The following is an 18,619-nucleotide window of genomic DNA, read 5'->3' on the forward strand; positions in this document are numbered from 1 at the left end:
TCAGCCCGCCTTCCGCACCGGCCCCCGAGCCTTCGCCGCGGCGCCGGCCCGCTCGCGCTCGGATGCCAGGATCTCCGCGAGGAAGGCGCCGGTGTGACTCTCCTCGACGTCGGCCACCTGCTCGGGCGTGCCCGTGGCGACGATGCGACCGCCGCCCGATCCGCCCTCGGGCCCCAGGTCGATGATCCAGTCGGCCGACTTGATCACGTCGAGGTTGTGCTCGATGACGACGACCGTGTTGCCCTTGTCGACGAGCCCGCCGAGCACCTGCAGCAGGCGCGACACGTCCTCGAAGTGCAGTCCGGTCGTGGGCTCGTCGAGCACGTAGATGCTGCGGCCGTTCGAGCGCCGCTGGAGCTCGGTGGCGAGCTTGACCCGCTGCGCCTCACCGCCGGAGAGGGTGGTGGCCGACTGCCCCAGCCGTACGTATCCGAGGCCGACGTCGACGAGGGTCTTCAGGAAGCGGTGGATGGCCTGGATGGGTTCGAAGAACTCCGCGGCCTCGGAGATGGGCATCTCCAGCACCTCGGCGATGTTCTTGCCCTTGTAGTGCACCGCGAGCGTGTCGCGGTTGTACCGCTTGCCGTGGCAGACCTCGCAGTCGACGTAGACGTCGGGCAGGAAGTTCATCTCGATCTTGATCGTGCCGTCGCCGGAGCACGCCTCGCAGCGTCCCCCCTTGACGTTGAAGCTGAACCGGCCCGGCTGGTAGCCCCGGGCCTTCGCCTCAGGGGTCTCGCTGAACAGCGTCCGGATGCGGTCGAAGACGCCCGTGTAGGTCGCCGGGTTCGAGCGCGGGGTGCGGCCGATCGGCGCCTGGTCGACGTGCACGACCTTGTCGAGGTTGTCGAGCCCGGTCACGCGGGTGTGCTTGCCCGCCACGCGACGCGCGCCGTTGAGCTTGGTGGCGAGCACCTCGTAGAGGATGCCGTTGACCAGCGTCGACTTGCCGGAGCCGCTGACGCCCGTGACCGCCGTGAGGACGCCGAGCGGGAACTCCGCGGTCACGTTCTGGAGGTTGTTCTCGCGCGCGCCGACGACGGTCAGCATCCGCTTCTTGTCGATCTTGCGGCGCTTCTTGGGGGTCGCGATCGCCCGACGGCCGCTCAGGTAGGCGCCGGTGAGAGATCGTTCCTCCTCGAGCAGGGAGGCCAGGGGGCCGGAGTGCACGACCTCGCCGCCGTCCACACCGGCGCGCGGTCCGATGTCGACGACCCAGTCCGAGGCGTGGACCGTCTCCTCGTCGTGCTCGACGACGATCAGCGTGTTGCCCAGGTCTTTCAGGCGGACCAGGGTCTCGATCAGGCGCCGGTTGTCGCGCTGGTGCAGACCGATCGACGGCTCGTCGAGGACGTACAGGACGCCGGTCAGCCCCGACCCGATCTGGGTGGCGAGACGGATGCGCTGCGCCTCGCCGCCCGACAGCGACCCGGCCGATCGGCCCAGGCTCAGGTAGTTCAGTCCGACCTGGACCAGGAAGTCCAGCCGGGCGCGGATCTCCCGCAGCACGGCCGCGGCGATCTTGGCCTCACGATCGGTCAGCTCGAGCTGCGCGAAGTAGTCCTGCGCCTCCGCGAGGCTCATCCGCGAGGCGTCGGCGATCGAGCGGTCGTGCACGAGCACGGCGAGCACCTCGGGCTTGAGCCGGTCGCCGTGGCAGACGGGGCAGGGCACCTCGCGCAGGTACTCCGCCCACCGCTGACGCTGCGTGTCGGTCTCGGCCTGGGTGTACTGCCGCTCGATGTACGGCACCACGCCCTCGAAGCCCGAGGAGTAGCGCATCTCGCGGCCGTAGCGGTTGCGCCACTTCACGGTGACCTTGTAGTTCTCGCCGCGCAGGATCGCGTCCTGCACGTCGGTGGAGAGGTCGCGCCAGGGGGTGTCGAGGGAGAAGTCGAGGTCGTCGGCGAGACCCACGAGCAGTCGCTCGTAGTACTGGTAGAGGCCCTTGCCCTGCGTGGTCCACGGGATGATGACGCCCTCGTTGATCGAGAGGTCCTCGTCACCGAGCATGAGCTCGACGTCGACCGACATCCGGGTGCCGAGCCCGGAGCACGCCGGGCAGGCGCCGAAGGGCGCGTTGAAGGAGAACGTGCGCGGTTCGATCTCCGTGAGCTGCAGGGGGTGGCCGTTCGGACAGGCGAGCTTCTCGCTGAAGCTCACCCAGGCGTCATCGCCCTCCTCGTCGACGAAGTTGACCTGGACGATGCCGCCGGCCAGCCCGAGGGCCGTCTCGACCGAGTCGGTGATGCGGCCCAGGATGTCGGGGCTCGCGACGAGGCGGTCGACGACGACCGCGATGTCGTGCTTGTAGCTCTTCTTGAGGGTGGGCGGCTCGGCGAGCTGGATGAGGTCGCCGTCGACGACGGCGCGCGCGTAGCCCTTGGCCGACAACTCCTTGAAGAGGTCGACGAACTCGCCCTTCTTCTGCGAGACGACGGGCGCCACGATCTGGTAGCGCGTGCGCTCCGGCAGCTCCATCAGCTGATCGGCGATCTGCTGCACCGTCTGCCGCTGGATCTGCGCGCCGCACTCGGGACAGTGCGGGATGCCGATGCGCGCCCAGAGCAGGCGCATGTAGTCGTGGATCTCCGTGATCGTGCCCACGGTGGAGCGGGGGTTGCGGTTGGTCGACTTCTGGTCGATGGAGACGGCGGGGCTCAAGCCCTCGATGAAATCGACGTCGGGACGGTCGACCTGGCCGAGGAACTGTCGCGCGTACGCGCTGAGCGACTCGACGTAGCGGCGCTGACCCTCCGCGAAGATCGTGTCGAACGCGAGGCTCGATTTGCCCGAACCCGACAGCCCGGTGAAGACGACGAGGGCGTCCCGAGGGATGTCCAGATCGACGTTCTTGAGGTTGTGGACGCGGGCTCCGCGGACGCTGAGTTTCGACGAGGCGACAGGGACGATGGGCACCGCACAAGTCTAGGTGGGGCCTCCGACACCGGATCCGACGTGCGCTGTCGGCGTAGCCGGCTCAGTCGATCCGACGCCCCGCGAACGGCGCGAGACCGTCGCGGAGCGCCGCGAGCTCGGTGGCGTCGACCCCCACCCGTGCCATGATCTGCCCGGGAACGTCGAGGGCCTCGGTGCGCAGGGCACGCCCCTCGGCCGTGAGCGCGATCTCGAGGACGCGCTCGTCATCCGCCCGGCGCGTGCGCGAGACCCTGCCCTGCGCCTCCAGACGCTTGACGAGCGGCGAGAGCGTCGCGGGCTCCATCGCGAGCTCGTCGGCCAGCGCGCTCAGCGAGCGCGGTGAGCTCTCCCACAGCGCGAGCATCACGAGGTACTGGGGATGCGTCAGGCCGAGGGGCTCGAGCACGGGCCGATAGATCGAGACGACGTTGCGGGCCGCCGTCACGAGCGCGAAGCAGAGCTGGTTCTCCAGCTTCAGGAGGTCGTCGCGAGAATCCACGCCGCCAGTCTAGTCGAATCGTTAGTACACTAATCTTCATGACACGAAACGATCCGGATCGCCCTCCGCTGCGCGAGCGGGTCCGCGAGGCCGGCGGCTGGTACACGTACCTCAACACGCGCCTGATCCGTTTCGCGGGACCGGCCTCGGTGGGCCCCTACGACGTCGAGCCAGAGCCCGCCCGCGCCGAGCGCGCGTGCCCGCTGTGCGGAGCGCCGATGTCGCAGCACACGTTCGACCGCAGCGGCCCGAAGCCCCTCATGCACTGCCCCTGAGGCACTCCCCCGACGCCGGACGACCGCCGGACGGTCAGCCCTCGGATGCCGCGGCCGCCGCGGCGGCACGCCGCCGCTGCAGGGCCCACTCGACCTCGTCGGGGTCGCTGTGCGGGACGATCACGCCGTCGCGCATGATCTGGTGACGCTCGTCGCCCTTGCCGACGATCGCGATCAGGTCCCCCTCCTCCGCCAGCTCGACCGCCTTGTGGATCGCCTCGGCGCGTCCCGCGACGTCGAAGACCTGTGCGCGCGAGCCCCGGGTGCCCGCGACCACCGCGCGGCGGATCGTCGCGGGATCCTCGTCGGCCGGGTTGTCGTCGGTGACGATCACGATGTCCGAGGCCATCGCCGCGAACCGGCCCATGAGAGGCCGCTTGTGCATGTCGCGGTTGCCGTTGGAGCCGATCACCGTGATGATCCGCGCCGGAGTGAGCGGGCGCATGGCGCGCAGGAGGGCGTTGATCGCCTCGGGCTTGTGACCGGCGTCGATGACGACCTGGAAGGGCGCGTCGACCGGCACGAACTGCACGCGGCCCTCGACGCCGGTGAACGTCGCGATGCCCGCGACCGACGCCGACAGCGGATGCCCGACGATGTCGAGCGCCGCTACGGCGGCGACGATGTTGCTGACGCTGAACTCGCCGACCATCGGCGTCGTGAAGCGGGCCGACTGCCCCTCGGGCCCCACGACCGTGAAGGAGGATCCGTGCAGGCCGAGCTCGACATCGACCGCCCGCCAGTCCGCCTCTCGGCCCGTGACCGAATACGACTGCGTGTGCAGCTCGGGATCGGCGTGCAGGCGACGGCCGGCGCGGTCGTCGACGTTCACCAGGCCGACACCCGACATCGCGCTCGTCAGCAGCTCGCGCTTGGCCAGGAGGTAGGCCTCCTGCGTGCCGTGGAAGTCGCGGTGGTCGTGACCGAGGTTGAGGAACACGCCGACGTCGAAGTGGAGCCCGGCGACCCGATTCATCGTGATCGCGTGGCTGGACACCTCCGACGACACCACCTCGACCCCGCGCTCGCGCATGAGAGCCAAGAGGGCCTGCATCTGCGGAGCTTCCGGGGTCGTCAGCGTGGACGGCACCGCGACGCCGTCGATGCGGGTCCCCATCGAACCGATCACGCCGCTGCGGACCGAGCCGCGCGCGGCGTCCACGAGATAGGTCGTCGAGGTCTTCCCCTGCGTGCCGGTGATGCCGATGGTCTTCAGCGCCTGCGCGGGGTACCCGTAGAACCAGGCGGCGAGCCCACCGAGGAACCGGCGCGGGTGCTCGTCGACGACGATGCGGGCGAGCTGGTCCAGGCCGGGTGTCTCCGCGATGATCGCGGCTCCCTCGGCATCCGTGAGCACCGCGGCGGCGCCGGCGGCGACCGCGTCCGCCACGAAGCGTGCGCCGTGGGTGCGCGCTCCCGGCTGGGCGAGGAAGAGGTCGCCCTCGCGGGTCGACGCGGTCGTCAGCGAGATCCCCGTCACGGTCGCCGACCCCGTCACACGTGCGCTCGGAAGCCGGGCCGCAACCTCATCCAGGGTGCGCGGCGTCACGTGGTCGGGTCGGTTGACGACGGCCGCGACGGCCCCCGCCGTACTGCTCGTTCCCGCGTCCGAAGGTTCCGGCGCGCAGGACTGCTCGATACTCACTCGGTGACGATAGCAAACCGATAGCCACCTCCCATGAACGCGCGCCGTGCGTTCCTGGGCGTGCCGCTCAGGCGTGTCCGGCGCGCTCCATCGCGCGCAGCTCCTTCTTGAGGTCCTGCACCTCGTCGCGCAACCGGGCGGCGAGCTCGAACTTCAGCTCGCCCGCGGCCGCCAGCATCTGGTTGGACAGATCCTCGATGGTGGCCTCCAACTGCATCGCCCCCTCCGCCGCGATGCCTTCGCGCCGCAGACGCGGCGTCGGAGAGCCGGCGCGACCGCCACCGCCCTTGCGAGCGAGCATCTCCCTCGTGTCGGAGGCCTCGCGGGCCAGCACATCGGTGATGTCGGCGATCTTCTTGCGCAGCGGCTGCGGGTCGATGCCGTGCGCCGTGTTGTAGGCGATCTGCTTCTCGCGCCGACGCTCGGTCTCGTCGATCGCCAACCGCATCGAGTCGGTCATGTTGTCCGCGTACATGTGCACCTCGCCCGACACGTTGCGGGCCGCACGTCCGATCGTCTGGATGAGCGACGTGCCGCTGCGAAGGAAGCCCTCCTTGTCGGCGTCGAGGATCGCGACGAGCGAGACCTCGGGCAGATCCAGGCCCTCGCGCAGCAGGTTGATGCCGACCAGCACGTCGTACACGCCCTGCCGCAGCTCCGTGAGCAGCTCGACGCGTCGCAACGTGTCGACGTCGGAGTGCAGGTACCGCACGCGGACCCCGTGCTCACCCAGGAAGTCGGTCAGCTCCTCCGCCATCTTCTTGGTCAACGTCGTGACCAGGACGCGCTCGTCGCGTTCGACGCGCCGGCGGATCTCCTCCAGGAGGTCGTCGATCTGTCCCTTGGAGGGCTTCACGATGATCTGCGGATCGACCAGACCTGTGGGGCGGATGATCTGCTCGACCACGCCGTCCGCGATGCCCATCTCGTACCGCCCGGGAGTCGCCGAGAGGTAGACCGTCTGTCCGACACGGTTCTTGAACTCGTCGAAGCGCAACGGCCGGTTGTCCAGGGCGCTCGGCAGACGGAAGCCGTGATCGACGAGCGTGCGCTTGCGCGAGGCATCCCCCTCGTACATCGCACCGATCTGCGGCACCGTCACGTGCGACTCGTCGATGACGAGCAGGAAGTCGTCGGGGAAGAAGTCGAGGAGGGTGTGGGGCGGCTCGCCCGGCTCGCGACCGTCCATGTGGCGCGAGTAGTTCTCGATGCCCGAGCAGAAGCCGAGCTGCTGCAGCATCTCGAGGTCGAAGGTGGTCCGCATCCGCAGCCGCTGCGCCTCCAGCAGCTTCCCCTGCCCCTCCAGCTCGGCCAGCCGCTCGGCCAGCTCCGATTCGATGGTGCCGATCGCCCGGTGGACGGTCTCGGTGCCGGCGACGTAGTGCGACGCGGGGAAGATCGGCACGCTGTCGAGCTTCTGCACGACATCGCCCGTCAGCGGGTGCAGCATGTACAGCGCCTCGATCTCGTCTCCGAAGAGCTCGATGCGGACGGCGTACTCCTCGTACACGGGGATGATCTCGATCGTGTCGCCGCGCACGCGGAAGTTGCCGCGGGAGAAGTCGACGTCGTTGCGGTTGTACTGCATCGCGATGAACTTGCGGATGAGGGCGTCGCGGTCGTACCGCTCCCCCACCTGCAGGGCCACCATGGCGCGCAGATACTCCTCGGGCGCCCCGAGGCCGTAGATGCACGAGACCGTGCTGACGACGATGACGTCGCGCCGGCTCAGCAGCGCGTTCGTCGTCGAGTGGCGCAGCCGCTCCACCTCGGCGTTGACCGACGAGTCCTTCTCGATGAAGGTGTCCGTCTGCGGGACGTAGGCCTCGGGCTGGTAGTAGTCGTAGTAGCTGACGAAGTACTCCACCGCGTTGTGCGGCATGAGCTCACGGAACTCGTTGGCCAGCTGCGCGGCGAGCGTCTTGTTGTGGGCGAGCACGAGCGTCGGCCGCTGCACCTGTTCGACGAGCCAGGCGGTCGTCGCCGACTTGCCGGTTCCCGTCGCGCCGAGCAGCACGACGTCGGTCTCTCCCGCGTTGATGCGCGCGGCCAGGTCGGCGATGGCCTGAGGCTGATCGCCGCTGGGCGCGTACTCGCTGACGACCTCGAACGGCCGGACGGATCGCGTGGTCTGCATTCCTCCAGCGTACGGTCGGCCTCCGACATCGGGCCCGCCGTTCGCCGTCGGCGTCGGCGTCGGTGCCGCCGCGTACCCTGGACCCATGCTGGAGTTCCTCGTCGGATCGGGCCTCGCCGCGGCCGCGGGCCTGAACGCGTGGATGCCGCTGTTCGCCCTGGGCCTGATCGACCGGTTCCTCCCGTCGATCCTCCAGCTGCCGCCCGCGTGGGCGTGGCTGTCGAGCGATGTCGCGCTCTGGATCACCGGCATCCTGCTGGTCGTCGAGATCGTCGCCGACAAGGTGCCGGCGGTCGACTCCGTCAACGACGTGCTGCAGACCGTCGTGCGCCCGGCATCCGGCGGGATCGTCTTCGGAGCCGGCGCGAGCGCCGAGACCGTCCGCGTGGACGACCCCGCGCTGTTCGCCGGAACGGCCTGGGTGCCCGTCGTGGTGGGTGTCGTGATCGCCCTCGCGATCCACGCGCTCAAAGCCTCGATACGGCCGATCGCGAACGCCGCGACGTTCGGCCTCGCCGCGCCGGCGCTCTCGGCCGGAGAGGACGTGTCCGCGGTGGGGCTCATCCTCGCGGCGATCTTCGCGCCGCTGCTCGCCGGGGCGCTGATCGTGGGCATCGTCGCGACCGCGATCGTCGTGCTCCGCCGGCGACGACGACACCGCACTCCGCACGCCGCCGCGGCGCCCGCGTCATCCGGGTGAGGCCGCGGGGTCAGCGCTCCGTGCGGACCCCGTCGGTCAGCCGATCCCACAGCGCGTCGGTCTGCGCGTGCGTCTGTTCGAGTGTCCCCGACGTGTCGATGACGACGTCCGCGACCGCGAGACGTGTCTCGTCGTCGACCTGCGCCGCGATGCGCGACCGCGCCTCGTCGGGACGGAGCTCGCGCAGGGTCACCAGGCGCTCCGCCCGCAGGGACGCCGGGGCGTGCGCCACCACGACGAGGTCCCAGGGATCGTCCGCGCGGGCCTCGACGAGAAGCGGCACGTCGTACACGACCACGGCGGCCGGGTCGGCGGCGAGGGCCGCGGCGAAGCGACGGCCGGACTCGGCCTTGACGGCCGGGTGGACGATCGCGTTCAGCCGCTCGCGCGCCGCGGGGTCGGAGAACACGATCGCGCCGAGCGCGGGCCGATCCAGCGTGCCGTCGCCCGCGATCACGCCCGCACCGAACGCCTCCGCGATGTCGGCGAGGACCGCCGATCCGGGCTGCTGCACCTCGCGCACGATGGCGTCGGCGTCCACGACGACGGCGCCGCGGCCGGCGAGCCGACGGGCGATCGTCGATTTGCCCGACGCGATGCCGCCGGTGAGCGCGATGAGAGGCATGACTACGAGGATGCCATGCCGGCCGACGCGGACGGCGATGCGGCGCCCGCGACGATCACCGACGCCTCGGCGATCTGCGCCGCGCGCAGGGCGGCCTCACGCGCGGCGGTCATGAGCACCTCGGGATCGTGCCCCAGCACCTGGGTCAGCGCGACACCGACGCCGACCGACGCGAGGCGCCCGTGGTCGAGCGCCGTGAGCTCGTCGATCAGCCCGCGGAAAAGCGCGCCGCCGATGCGGCGCGCGTCGGCGGTCGACTCGGCCAGTGCGCAGATGACGAGCTGCCCGTCGCCGTCCTCGCCGACCAGGGCCGCGGCCGGCGCGTAGGAGCGCGCCGCGTGGCGGCAGGCGGCGGATATCGTGTCGACGACGTCGCCGCCGAACGCGTCGCCGATCTCGTCGACCCCGTCGGCGCGCATCACGATCACCGCGATGCCCTCGCGGCGCCACGACGCCCGCTCGACGATGTCGGCGAGAGCCCCCGCGAAGGTGCGTGGCAGCATCACGCCGTCGGCGGCGACACCGTTCGACGTCAGCCACTCGTAGCGCTGCAGCGTGGTGCGATGCGACCGCAGCACCGACGTCACGATCGCCGCCACCATCGTGAGGATGACCGTCACGATGTTCGCGCTGATGGAGCCGAGCCAGCGCGAGAAGATCTCGCTGTACGGCCCCGCCGCGAGGAAGACCACCAGCCGCACGGCGTAGAACACGCCCGCGAGGCCCAGGACGACCGAGAGGGCCCACGCGCTGCGCAGACCCCGCATGGGCGTTCGCAGGGACTCCGCCGCACCGCATCCGAACAGCACGACGAGCGCGGCGGCCATCGCCCACCAGCCGCCCCAGCTGCCACGGCTGGGGTACTCGATCAGCACGGCGACGAACGTCACCGCCGCCAGCACCCCGACCGCCACCGACACCGCGGTCAGCGGACGGTCGTTGAACCGCCGGCTGCCGAGCAGCATGAACCCCGGGACGCAGACGAACAGCGTGTTGCCGACGGCGACCGACACCGCGGCGCCCACCCCCGCGGACCACGCCATGTAGGCGACCGTCGTCGCGAGCCCGCAGAAGAAGGCGACCGCCCACAGGCGCCCGGGACCCGTGTCACGGCGCAGGAGGGTGTCGAGGATGAAGGTCAGGCCCGCGACCGACGCGACGATCGCGGTCATCACGGTCACGCTGAACAGGTCGAGGCTCATCGCGGCTCCCCCACGGCGGAATCGTCCTGACCGGTCAGTCCGAGAGCCGCGACCTCGCGCTCGTAGACGTCCCGGGTGGCCGGCAGCACCACGGTGAACACGGTGCCCTCGCCGGCCGTCGACTCGACCGTGATGGTGCCGCCGTGGGCCGTGACGAGATTGCGCGTGATCGAGAGGCCGAGGCCGTTGCCGGGCACGCTCGGGGTCGCGCGGAAGAACCGCTCGAAGACGCGGGAGGTCGCCTCGGGAGTCATGCCGATGCCGGTGTCGGCGACACGGATCACGGTGTGCACGCCGTCGGTTGACGTCGACGCGGTCACCGTGCCGCCGTCGCGATTGAACTTGATCGCGTTGGCGAGGAGGTTGTCGACCACCTGGCGGATGCGGGCCGCATCCGCGTAGGCCTCCGCCCAGCCGGCCTGATCGACGCGGATCGTGACGAACCGGTCGGCCGCGACGGGCTCCAGCCCGGCCGCCGCCGCGCGGACGACGTCTGCCATGTCGAGGGCGCGCGGACGCAGCCGTGTGTCGATCGACGAGCCCGAGCGCGACGAGGCCGAGAGGATGTCGGTGACGATGCCGAGCAGGCGCTCGCTGTTGCGGTACGCGGTCTCCACCTGCCGCCGCGCCTCCTCCGACAGTCCCCCGCCGTCGAGCGCGAGCTCCAGGTAGCCGAGGATCGAGGTCAGCGGAGTGCGCAGCTCGTGCGAGATCGACGCCACGAGATCGTCGCGCACCCGCTGGGCGTCGCGCTCGGCGGTGACGTCGCGCGCGATCAGCACGGCCCCCGCCGACGCACCGTTGTGGTCGGTCAGATGGCGTCCGGAGAACGCGATCGCGCGGCGGCTGCCGTCGGCGAGGGCGAACCAGAGCACGACGTCGTCGAACGACTCCCGGCGCTGCAGTCGCACCAGCGGATGCTGCTCCGCCACGAGCGGGGCGAGCTTCTCGTCCAGGACCTCGGCAGCGTCGGCGCCGGCGGGCAGGAAGCCGGGGATGTGACCGAAGCGGATGAGCGCATCGTTCTCCAGCACCACCTCCCCGCTCTCCGCGAGTCGGATCACACCGAAGTCGACGGTGTCGAGCACTTCGCTGACGAGCTGCTCCTGGCGAAGCGCCTCCCGGTGGGCCGCGGACACGCGGACGGCCTGGCGGTCGAGCAGGCTCCGCTGCGCGCTGTATCGGCGCGCAGACGCGTAGCTGGCCGCGCTGACGGCGATGACGACGATCGGCAGGAGCACGACCGCGTACGTGCCGCTGGACGAGGAGCCGGTCGCGAGCACCACCCAGTACACGGCGGGGATGCCGAGGGCCGCGACCGCGAAGCCGAGCCTGCCGAGGGTCGACAGCCACATCGCCGGGAAGACCCAGAGCAGCCCGAACGCCGCCGCGGGGTCGGAGATGCGCAGCAGCGTGATCGCGACGATGTCGACGACGGGGATGACGGCGACCGCGGCGGGCGGGAGGCGGGACCAGGGCACCGCGAGCGCGGCGACGCCTCCGAGCACCACGAGCAGCACGGCGACGCCGAACAGACCGCCGTCGGCCAGGGATCCGGTCGCGATGCCGACGACGAACAGCACACCGACGACGGCGCAGAGCACCAGCTGGTTGTTCGCTGCGACGCGGTCGCGCAGTTCGCCGCCGATACGGCCGTCGGCGGAGCGAGGGGGGTTCGCCATGGGACGACGTTACCGCCGAGCGAGGCGGTCAGGTGGGAGGGGACGGCGCAGGGCCGCCGCCCGGACGATTCCGGTGCGACGGCCCTGTGCGGATGCGGTGCGGTTCAGCGACCCGACAGCTTCTCGCGGAGAGCCGCGAGAGCCTCGTCGTCGGCGAGCGTGCCGCCGCCGTTCGAGGAGTCGGACGAGAACGACGACGAGCCGGACTCGATGGGAGCGGCGGCCTCGGCCTCGAGCGTCTTGGCGACGGCGAGCTTGTGCGCCTCCCAGCGAGCCTGGGCAGCGGCGTACTCCTGCTCCCACTTCTCGCGCTGGGCGTCGAAGCCCTCGAGCCAGGCACCCGACTCGGGGTCGAAGCCCTCGGGGTACTTGTACTCGCCGTTCTCGTCGTACTCGGTGGCCATGCCGTACAGCGCCGGGTCGAACTCGGTGCCGTTGGGGTCGACCGACTCGTTGGCCTGCTTGAGCGACAGCGAGATGCGGCGACGCTCCAGGTCGATGTCGATGATCTTGACGAAGACCTCTTCACCGACGGAGACGACCTGCTCGGCGAGCTCGACGTGCTTGCCCGACAGCTCGGAGATGTGCACGAGGCCCTCGATGCCGTCGGCGACGCGGACGAACGCACCGAACGGGACCAGCTTGGTGACCTTGCCCGGAGCGACCTGACCGATCGCGTGGGTACGGGCGAAGACCTGCCACGGGTCCTCCTGCGTCGCCTTCAGCGACAGCGAGACGCGCTCGCGGTCGAGGTCGACCTCGAGGATCTCGACGGTGACCTCCTGGCCCACCTCGACGACCTCGGAGGCGTGCTCGATGTGCTTCCAGGACAGCTCGGAGACGTGGACGAGACCGTCGACGCCGCCGAGGTCGACGAACGCACCGAAGTTGACGATCGACGAGACGACACCCTTGCGGACCTGACCCTTGTGCAGGTTGTTGAGGAACGTGGTGCGCGACTCGGACTGCGTCTGCTCGAGCAGGGCACGGCGCGAGAGCACGACGTTGTTGCGGTTCTTGTCGAGCTCGAGGATCTTGGCCTCGATCTCCTGGCCGAGGTACGGCGTGAGGTCGCGGACGCGGCGCAGCTCGATGAGCGACGCGGGCAGGAAGCCGCGCAGGCCGATGTCGACGATCAGACCACCCTTGACGACCTCGATCACGGAGCCGGTGACGACACCGTCGTTCTCCTTGATCTTCTCGACGTCGCCCCACGCACGCTCGTACTGCGCGCGCTTCTTGGACAGGATGAGGCGGCCTTCCTTGTCCTCCTTCTGGAGAACGAGGGCTTCGACCTCGTCGCCGACCTTGACGACCTCGTTGGGGTCGACGTCGTGCTTGATCGAGAGCTCGCGCGAGGGGATGACGCCCTCGGTCTTGTACCCGACGTCGAGGAGGACCTCGTCGCGGTCGATCTTCACCACGGTGCCTTCGATGAGGTCGCCGTCGTTGAAGAACTTCAGGGTCTTCTCGACCGCGGCCAGGAAGTCCTCAGCAGATCCGATGTCGTTGATGGCGACCTGCTTGGTGGCCGGGGCGGTCGTTGCGGTAGTCATGTAGTGGGTTGTCCTTGTTGGGTTGGATGTCGGGCTCCGACGCGGAAGATCGCATCGCGGCATCCGTACGAAGACGAACGGATGCCGCCGCCGGAGCGGTCGGTCAGGGATTGCGTGTCAGGAACATGCGGCAGGGCCACACGAATGACACTCCAGGGTATCAGAGTCACCGGGTTCCCGCCGGGTCGCGGGCCTCAGCCGCGCAGCGGGTCAGCGGGGTGGTCGGGATCGAGGGCGGGCGCCCCGGGACGCGACAGTGTCAGCACGGCCCACGCGACGCGCGGGCTGGCGGCGAGCCGGTCTTCGATGGCGTTGAGCTGCTCCGCCACGACGTGCTCGGGGATGTCGCCGACGAGATCGACCGCCGCGACGACGAAGACGCGCCCGGGGCCGACGTACTCGATGTGGAGGTAGGTGATCTGGGCGATCTCCGGCTGGGCGAGCAGGCGCTGGAGAGCGGCCGCCCGCACCCGTGGGTCGACCGCGACACCGACCAGGAACCGACGGTTCTGGCGGATCAGCACGACCGCGACGACCGCCAGCAGGACGCCGACGAGGATCGAGCCGATCGCGTCGGGGACCGCCGACCCGGTGAGCTGATGCAGCAGGATGCCGCCGAAGGCGATCACCAGACCGATCAGCGCCGCGGCATCCTCGAAGAACACCGCCCGCAGCGTGGGATCGGACGTTCCCATCACGTAGTCGAGGACGTCCTGCGAGCTCTCCTTCGCATGCCGCCGCGACTGACGCAGCGACTGCAGGAACGAGATCCCCTCGAGGACGAAGGCGACGGCCAGCACGGCGTACGACACACCGAACAGACCGGCCGGCTCCGGGGAGAACAGCTCCTGCACGCCGTGCATGATCGACACGCCCGCACCGACCGCGAACAGTCCGAACGCGGCGAACAGCGACCAGACGTACGCCTCGCGTCCGTAACCCGTGGGATGCCGCGCGTCGCGCGGGCGCACCGACCTCCGCGCCGCGACATACAGGAAGATCTCGTTGCCGGTGTCGGCCCACGAGTGCGCCGCCTCCGCGAGCATGCTCGCCGCGCCGGTCAGCATCGCCGCGATGGTCTTGGCGATCGCGATGAGGAGGTTGGCGCCGAGGGCGATCAGCACGGTGAGCAGCGACGCGCTCTGTCCCTCCGGCGCGCCGGCGTCCGTCGATGCGGGGCGGGCGCCGGGCGGACGGGCGGGGGTCATGCTCACACGCTACGCCGGTCGACCACCCCGTCGAGGTACGTCCAGCGTCCGTCGACGAGGCGGAACCGGCTCGTCTCGGCGAGGACGCCGCGATCCCCGCTGCTCCGATCGGCCCACCGGGCGCGGAACGACACGACCCCCCGGGTGTCGCCCGCACGCCCCTGCTCCGTGGAGAGGATCTCCAGCCCGCGCCAGTCGGTCTGCGCATCGAGCTCGAGCCGATCGGGCCCCGTCGCCGGATGCCAGGAGGCCAGCAGGTGCGCGGCGTCGCCGAGCGCGAACGCGCTGTAGCGCGAACGCATCAGCGCCTCGGCGGTCGGCGCCGCCTCGCCATCGAGAACGGGCCCGCAGCACGCGGCGAAGGCGTCTCCGCTGCCGCACACGCACCGCGATCCCGGAGCCGGGCGGCGCCCGCGCGACGGAGAGGCGGCGCCGAACGACATGCCTCGACTCTACGGCGCTGCTGTGGATAACCGGGATGGGCGGCCGGTGCCGTGACTAGCGTGGTGGCATGGTGACGCGGCGGCAGGCGGGGGCGGCGATCGCCCTCGCCGTCGTCTGGGGCCTGACGATGAGCGGCTGCACGCCTCAGCCCGCGCCCGCGCCGAGCGCCTCCGCGACGGGCTTCGCGTCGGACGAGGAGGCCTTCGCCGCCGCCGAGGCGACCTATCGCGCCTACGTCGACGCGACCAACGCGAGAAGGCTCGACCCGGACTCGCGACCCGACCCGACGGACTTCCTCACCGGCCAGGCGCTCACCGATGAAGGTGCTACGAACTCGACCCTCGATGAGCGTGGATGGCGAATTGTGGGCGACACACTGCTTACCTCCATAAGGCGAGTTGCAGTGAGCCCCACGTCAGCGACACTCGAAGTGTGCCTGGACTCACACTCGACAAGAGTGGTCGATGCAGCCGATCGAGATGTGACACCGCACGACCGAGTGAGTGTGCAGGCGCTTGACGTAACAGTGCGCCTCGATCGCTTTACCCCGGCGATCAGCGAGTCGACGACAAGCGCGAACACATGTTGACGCTCTTGGTGTTGGCCGTCCTCAGCACGAGCAGCGCGTGCAATTCGAACGCACAGGCTGCGGGCTTGTGCTCGATCTCGAACACGGGGTCTTCCGTCGAGGTCGGCGCAACTCGTCCGGGCGGGTCGGAGGGCTCTCACGGCTCGCCCAACGGTTCGCGCGACGGCGGGAACTCCGGCGGCACGGCCTCTCCCCCGCCGGCGTGCACCGACAACCTGTGCCGCGGCAACTACTCCGTCACCGTGCTGCGGCCGACTCTCGCCGACGTGGCGTCGTTCGCCCCGGCATCCGCGCCCCTCGTCGACGAGCCCGACGGCGTCGGGATCGTCGGCATGCCCGTCAACTTCGTCGTCTCGGCCGGCGCCCACGAACAGGCCGGGGTGCTGTTCGACCTGCCCGTCACCGTGCGCTTCACACCGACCTCGTACGTCTTCGTCCACGGCGACGGCACCGTGCGCGAGACCGTCACGGGCGGCCGCACGTGGGCGCAGCTGGGCCGCGCGCAGTTCAGCGCCACCGACACGAGCCACGCCTACTCGACCCGCGGCACCTATACGGCCACCGCGACCGTGCGGTACGCGGCCCAGGTGGACTTCGGCGGGGGCTGGACGGATGTCCCGGGCCTTCTCGAGATCCCGGCGGGCACCACGACGCTGCAGATCGTGGAGGTGCGGACCGCCCTGGTCGAGCGGACCTGCGGGGAGAACCCCACCGGCCCGGGCTGCTGACCGCGACGCCGTCGCGACCGCGTGACAGGATGAACGCGTGGCCGATCGCCTGATGCTCCTCGACACCGCGTCCCTCTACTTCCGTGCGTTCTACGGCGTGCCCGACACGGTGAAGGCTCCGGACGGCCGCCCCGTCAACGCCGCGCGCGGGCTCCTCGACATGATCGCGAAGCTCGTGACGACCTACGAGCCCACGCATCTCATCGCCTGCTGGGACGACGACTGGCGCCCCCAGTGGCGAGTCGACCTCATCCCGACCTACAAGACGCACCGCGTCGCCGAGGTCGTCGAGAGCGGCACGGACGTCGAGGAGGTGCCCGACCCCCTCACGATCCAGATCCCCGCGATCCGCGACGAGCTCGACGCTCTGGGCATCCCGATCGTCGGTCACGCCCATCACGAAGCGGACGACGTCATCGCGAGCTACGCGACCCAGTCGACGAGGCCCGTCGACGTCGTGACCGGAGACCGCGACCTCTTCCAGCTCGTCGACGACCACGAGGACGTGCGGGTCATCTACACCGGACGCGGCATGAGCAAGCTCGAAGTGCTCGACGGCGCCGCCGTGGCAGCGAAGTACGGGGTGCTCGCCGAGCAGTACGCCGACTTCGCGGTGCTGCGCGGCGACGCCTCGGACGGCCTGCCCGGGGTCGCCGGCATCGGGGAGAAGACCGCCGCCACCCTCCTCGCCACCCACGGCGACCTCGCGGGCATCCTCGCGGCGGCCGCATCCGGCGAGGGCGTCACCGCGGGCATCCGCGCCAAGCTGCTCGCCGCGGCCGACTACGTCGCCGTCGCCCCGCGCGTCGTGGAGGTGGTGCGCACGCTCGACCTGCCCGACGTCGACGCGCGGCTCCGCACCCCCGATGCGGCGGAGGTGGCGCGTGTGGATGCCGCGTGGAACCTGGGCACGCCCCTCGCGCGCGCGGTGAGCGCGGTCGCCGCGCGCGTCTGACCCCGGCCCTGCGTGGCAGCAGCCGCCACGACACGACGACGCGACCGCGCCACCGCACCGCCGCATCGCCGCACGACCGCACGCCGGTGACGTTCGTCGGACTTTCCGCAACGGTCCCACCCCTGGGCACCCACAGCCCGCGGTGACGACCGGGAAATCCGACGGTCGTCACGGCCGCCTCCGCAGGGCCTGGCAGCCGCCGCCACCACACGGCGACGCGACCGCACCCCCGCACGTCGGTGAGGTTCGTCGGACCTTCTGCGAAGGTCCCACCCCTGGGCACTGACAGCCCGCGACGACAATCGGCGAATCCGACGGTCGTCACGGACGCCTCCGGAGGGGCACGGCAGCCCCCGGCGGGCACGGCCGCCTCCGGCGGGCACCGCCGGCGGCGCCGCCCTCAGCGGTCGAGCCAATCGCGCAGGCGCGCGAGGGGCCAGGTCGTGACGATCCGCTCGGGCGGCACGCCGGCACGCTCGGCGCGCGCCGCGCCCTCGTCCAGCAGTCCGAGCTGGCCGGGAGCGTGCGCGTCGGAGTCGATCGAGAACAGGCACCCCTCGCTCAGCGCGAGCGCGATGAGGCCGTCCGGCGGATCCTCGCGCTCGGGCCGGGAGTTGATCTCCACCGCCACGTCGTGCGCCGCGCACGCGGCGAACACCGCGCGCGCGGCGAACGCCGACGGCGGACGGGTGCCGCGGTCACCGCGCACCAGACGCCCGGTGACGTGACCGAGCACGTGGACGTCACCGCTGGAGACGGCGTTCACCATCCGTCGGGTCATCGCCGGGGCCTCCATCCGCAGGGCGGAGTGCACCGATGCGACGACGACGTCGAGCCTGCGCAACAGGATGCGCTCCTGGTCGAGCCGCCCGTCGTCGAGGATGTCGACCTCGATGCCGCTGAGCAGTGTGAAGTCGTCGTCGCTGTACGCCGGCAGCTGCGCCAGCTGCGTACGAAGGCGCTCGGCGGTCAGTCCGTTCGCGACCCGCAGCCGTGGCGAGTGGTCCGTCAGCGCGAGGTATTCGTGACCGAGGGCCCGCGCCGCGTCGACCATGTCGCCGATCGGCGTCGTGCCGTCCGACCAGTGGGAGTGGCAGTGCAGGTCGCCGCGGAGTGTCGCGCGCAGCGCTGACCGCGCCGGGGCGAATCGCTCCCGCAGTTCGGCGAGATAGTCGGGCACCTGCCCGGCCAGCGCCTGCTGGATGACGCGGAACGACGAGTCGCCGATCCCCTTCCGGCGGCGCAGGGCGGCGGTGTCGGCCAGCTCGTCCGCGCTGAGATCGGAGATCGCCGCCGCCGCCGCACGGAAGGCAGCGGAGCGGTAGCGCGAGGCCCGCTCGCGCTCGAGCAGGCTCGCGATCTCCCTCAGGGCATCGATGGGCTCCATGTGCAAGACATCATGACAGCGGAACGGGCCCGCGCGCTGCGCGGGCCCGTTCCGAGGGAGACATCGAT

Annotated in this window: 16 protein-coding genes; 5 read left to right on the forward strand and 11 right to left on the reverse strand. The window is 70.7% G+C overall.

Annotation, left to right across the window (positions count from 1 at the left end):
• Together uvrA and AC1Q49_RS00855 are read right to left on the reverse strand one after the other, a co-directional pair.
• Window positions 1-2,919 (reverse strand): excinuclease ABC subunit UvrA, encoded by a 2,919-nt coding sequence (gene uvrA, locus AC1Q49_RS00850; RefSeq protein WP_101306458.1) that lies wholly within the window; start codon window positions 2,917-2,919, stop codon window positions 1-3.
• A 61-nt stretch (window positions 2,920-2,980) separates the two neighbouring features.
• On the reverse strand, window positions 2,981-3,418 hold the full coding sequence (locus tag AC1Q49_RS00855; protein ID WP_101306459.1) for a MarR family winged helix-turn-helix transcriptional regulator: 438 nt from the start codon (window positions 3,416-3,418) through the stop codon (window positions 2,981-2,983).
• 38 nt (window positions 3,419-3,456) lie between these two features.
• On the opposite strand from AC1Q49_RS00855, the gene AC1Q49_RS00860 reads away from it, so the two are divergent.
• The gene (locus AC1Q49_RS00860; RefSeq protein ID WP_060958713.1) at window positions 3,457-3,693 is read left to right on the forward strand and encodes a hypothetical protein; all 237 of its coding nucleotides are present in this window, start codon (window positions 3,457-3,459) and stop codon (window positions 3,691-3,693) included.
• A gap of 34 nt (window positions 3,694-3,727) precedes the next feature.
• Here AC1Q49_RS00860 and AC1Q49_RS00865 read toward each other — a convergent pair whose 3' ends face one another.
• Both AC1Q49_RS00865 and uvrB read right to left on the reverse strand, forming a co-directional pair.
• The gene (locus AC1Q49_RS00865) at window positions 3,728-5,338 is read right to left on the reverse strand and encodes a UDP-N-acetylmuramoyl-L-alanyl-D-glutamate--2,6-diaminopimelate ligase (protein WP_492490671.1); all 1,611 of its coding nucleotides are present in this window, start codon (window positions 5,336-5,338) and stop codon (window positions 3,728-3,730) included.
• A gap of 67 nt (window positions 5,339-5,405) precedes the next feature.
• Window positions 5,406-7,475 carry an excinuclease ABC subunit UvrB gene (uvrB, locus tag AC1Q49_RS00870; RefSeq protein ID WP_060958714.1) on the reverse strand — a complete coding sequence of 690 codons (2,070 nt, stop codon included), beginning with the start codon at window positions 7,473-7,475 and terminating at the stop codon, window positions 5,406-5,408.
• A gap of 85 nt (window positions 7,476-7,560) precedes the next feature.
• On the opposite strand from uvrB, the gene AC1Q49_RS00875 reads away from it, so the two are divergent.
• On the forward strand, window positions 7,561-8,175 hold the full coding sequence (locus tag AC1Q49_RS00875; RefSeq protein WP_492490672.1) for a DUF4126 domain-containing protein: 615 nt from the start codon (window positions 7,561-7,563) through the stop codon (window positions 8,173-8,175).
• A 10-nt stretch (window positions 8,176-8,185) separates the two neighbouring features.
• Here the strand turns inward: AC1Q49_RS00875 and coaE are convergent, their stop codons facing one another.
• From coaE to AC1Q49_RS00905, 6 genes are all read right to left on the reverse strand, one after another.
• Window positions 8,186-8,800: a dephospho-CoA kinase gene (coaE, locus tag AC1Q49_RS00880; RefSeq protein ID WP_492490673.1), complete on the reverse strand. Its 615-nt coding sequence runs from the start codon at window positions 8,798-8,800 to the stop codon at window positions 8,186-8,188.
• Between the two features lie 2 nt (window positions 8,801-8,802).
• Window positions 8,803-10,002 carry a diguanylate cyclase gene (locus tag AC1Q49_RS00885; RefSeq protein ID WP_205283061.1) on the reverse strand — a complete coding sequence of 400 codons (1,200 nt, stop codon included), beginning with the start codon at window positions 10,000-10,002 and terminating at the stop codon, window positions 8,803-8,805.
• The gene (locus tag AC1Q49_RS00890; RefSeq protein ID WP_492490674.1) at window positions 9,999-11,684 is read right to left on the reverse strand and encodes a sensor histidine kinase; all 1,686 of its coding nucleotides are present in this window, start codon (window positions 11,682-11,684) and stop codon (window positions 9,999-10,001) included. The genes AC1Q49_RS00885 and AC1Q49_RS00890 overlap by 4 nt, the downstream gene beginning before the upstream one ends.
• Window positions 11,685-11,788: 104 nt before the next feature.
• Window positions 11,789-13,240 (reverse strand): 30S ribosomal protein S1, encoded by a 1,452-nt coding sequence (gene rpsA / locus AC1Q49_RS00895; RefSeq protein ID WP_060958718.1) that lies wholly within the window; start codon window positions 13,238-13,240, stop codon window positions 11,789-11,791.
• 194 nt (window positions 13,241-13,434) lie between these two features.
• Window positions 13,435-14,448 (reverse strand): cation diffusion facilitator family transporter, encoded by a 1,014-nt coding sequence (locus AC1Q49_RS00900; RefSeq protein ID WP_492490675.1) that lies wholly within the window; start codon window positions 14,446-14,448, stop codon window positions 13,435-13,437.
• A 2-nt stretch (window positions 14,449-14,450) separates the two neighbouring features.
• Window positions 14,451-14,891, reverse strand: a complete 441-nt coding sequence (locus tag AC1Q49_RS00905; protein ID WP_492490676.1) for a YchJ family protein — start codon at window positions 14,889-14,891, stop codon at window positions 14,451-14,453.
• Window positions 14,892-14,959: 68 nt separating this feature from the next.
• Here AC1Q49_RS00905 and AC1Q49_RS00910 point away from each other — a divergent pair, with 68 nt between their 5' ends.
• From AC1Q49_RS00910 to AC1Q49_RS00920, 3 genes are all read left to right on the forward strand, one after another.
• The gene (locus tag AC1Q49_RS00910; protein ID WP_492490677.1) at window positions 14,960-15,481 is read left to right on the forward strand and encodes a hypothetical protein; all 522 of its coding nucleotides are present in this window, start codon (window positions 14,960-14,962) and stop codon (window positions 15,479-15,481) included.
• Between the two features lie 65 nt (window positions 15,482-15,546).
• Entirely contained in the window at window positions 15,547-16,209 is a 663-nt protein-coding gene (locus tag AC1Q49_RS00915; protein ID WP_492490678.1) for a hypothetical protein, read from the forward strand.
• Between the two features lie 37 nt (window positions 16,210-16,246).
• Window positions 16,247-17,164, forward strand: coding sequence for a 5'-3' exonuclease (locus AC1Q49_RS00920; RefSeq protein WP_492490680.1), 918 nt, complete (start codon window positions 16,247-16,249; stop codon window positions 17,162-17,164).
• 400 nt (window positions 17,165-17,564) lie between these two features.
• On the opposite strand, the gene AC1Q49_RS00925 is transcribed toward AC1Q49_RS00920, so the two are convergent.
• Entirely contained in the window at window positions 17,565-18,551 is a 987-nt protein-coding gene (locus AC1Q49_RS00925) for a PHP domain-containing protein (protein ID WP_492490681.1), read from the reverse strand.
• Window positions 18,552-18,619 lie beyond the last annotated feature (68 nt).

It is taken from the genome of Microbacterium sp. MPR-TSA4 (assembly GCF_058792815.1).

Bases quoted from the DNA above. Each gene is read 5' to 3' on its own strand.
- AC1Q49_RS00860 (WP_060958713.1), top strand. From the start codon at position 3,457: ATGACACGAAACGATCCGGATCGCCCTCCGCTGCGCGAGCGGGTCCGC.
- uvrB (WP_060958714.1), bottom strand. From the start codon at position 7,475: ATGCAGACCACGCGATCCGTCCGGCCGTTCGAGGTCGTCAGCGAGTAC.
- AC1Q49_RS00875 (WP_492490672.1), top strand. From the start codon at position 7,561: ATGCTGGAGTTCCTCGTCGGATCGGGCCTCGCCGCGGCCGCGGGCCTG.
- coaE (WP_492490673.1), bottom strand. From the start codon at position 8,800: ATGCCTCTCATCGCGCTCACCGGCGGCATCGCGTCGGGCAAATCGACG.
- AC1Q49_RS00885 (WP_205283061.1), bottom strand. From the start codon at position 10,002: ATGAGCCTCGACCTGTTCAGCGTGACCGTGATGACCGCGATCGTCGCG.
- AC1Q49_RS00890 (WP_492490674.1), bottom strand. From the start codon at position 11,684: ATGGCGAACCCCCCTCGCTCCGCCGACGGCCGTATCGGCGGCGAACTG.
- rpsA (WP_060958718.1), bottom strand. From the start codon at position 13,240: ATGACTACCGCAACGACCGCCCCGGCCACCAAGCAGGTCGCCATCAAC.
- AC1Q49_RS00900 (WP_492490675.1), bottom strand. From the start codon at position 14,448: ATGACCCCCGCCCGTCCGCCCGGCGCCCGCCCCGCATCGACGGACGCC.
- AC1Q49_RS00905 (WP_492490676.1), bottom strand. From the start codon at position 14,891: ATGTCGTTCGGCGCCGCCTCTCCGTCGCGCGGGCGCCGCCCGGCTCCG.
- AC1Q49_RS00910 (WP_492490677.1), top strand. From the start codon at position 14,960: ATGGTGACGCGGCGGCAGGCGGGGGCGGCGATCGCCCTCGCCGTCGTC.
- AC1Q49_RS00925 (WP_492490681.1), bottom strand. From the start codon at position 18,551: ATGGAGCCCATCGATGCCCTGAGGGAGATCGCGAGCCTGCTCGAGCGC.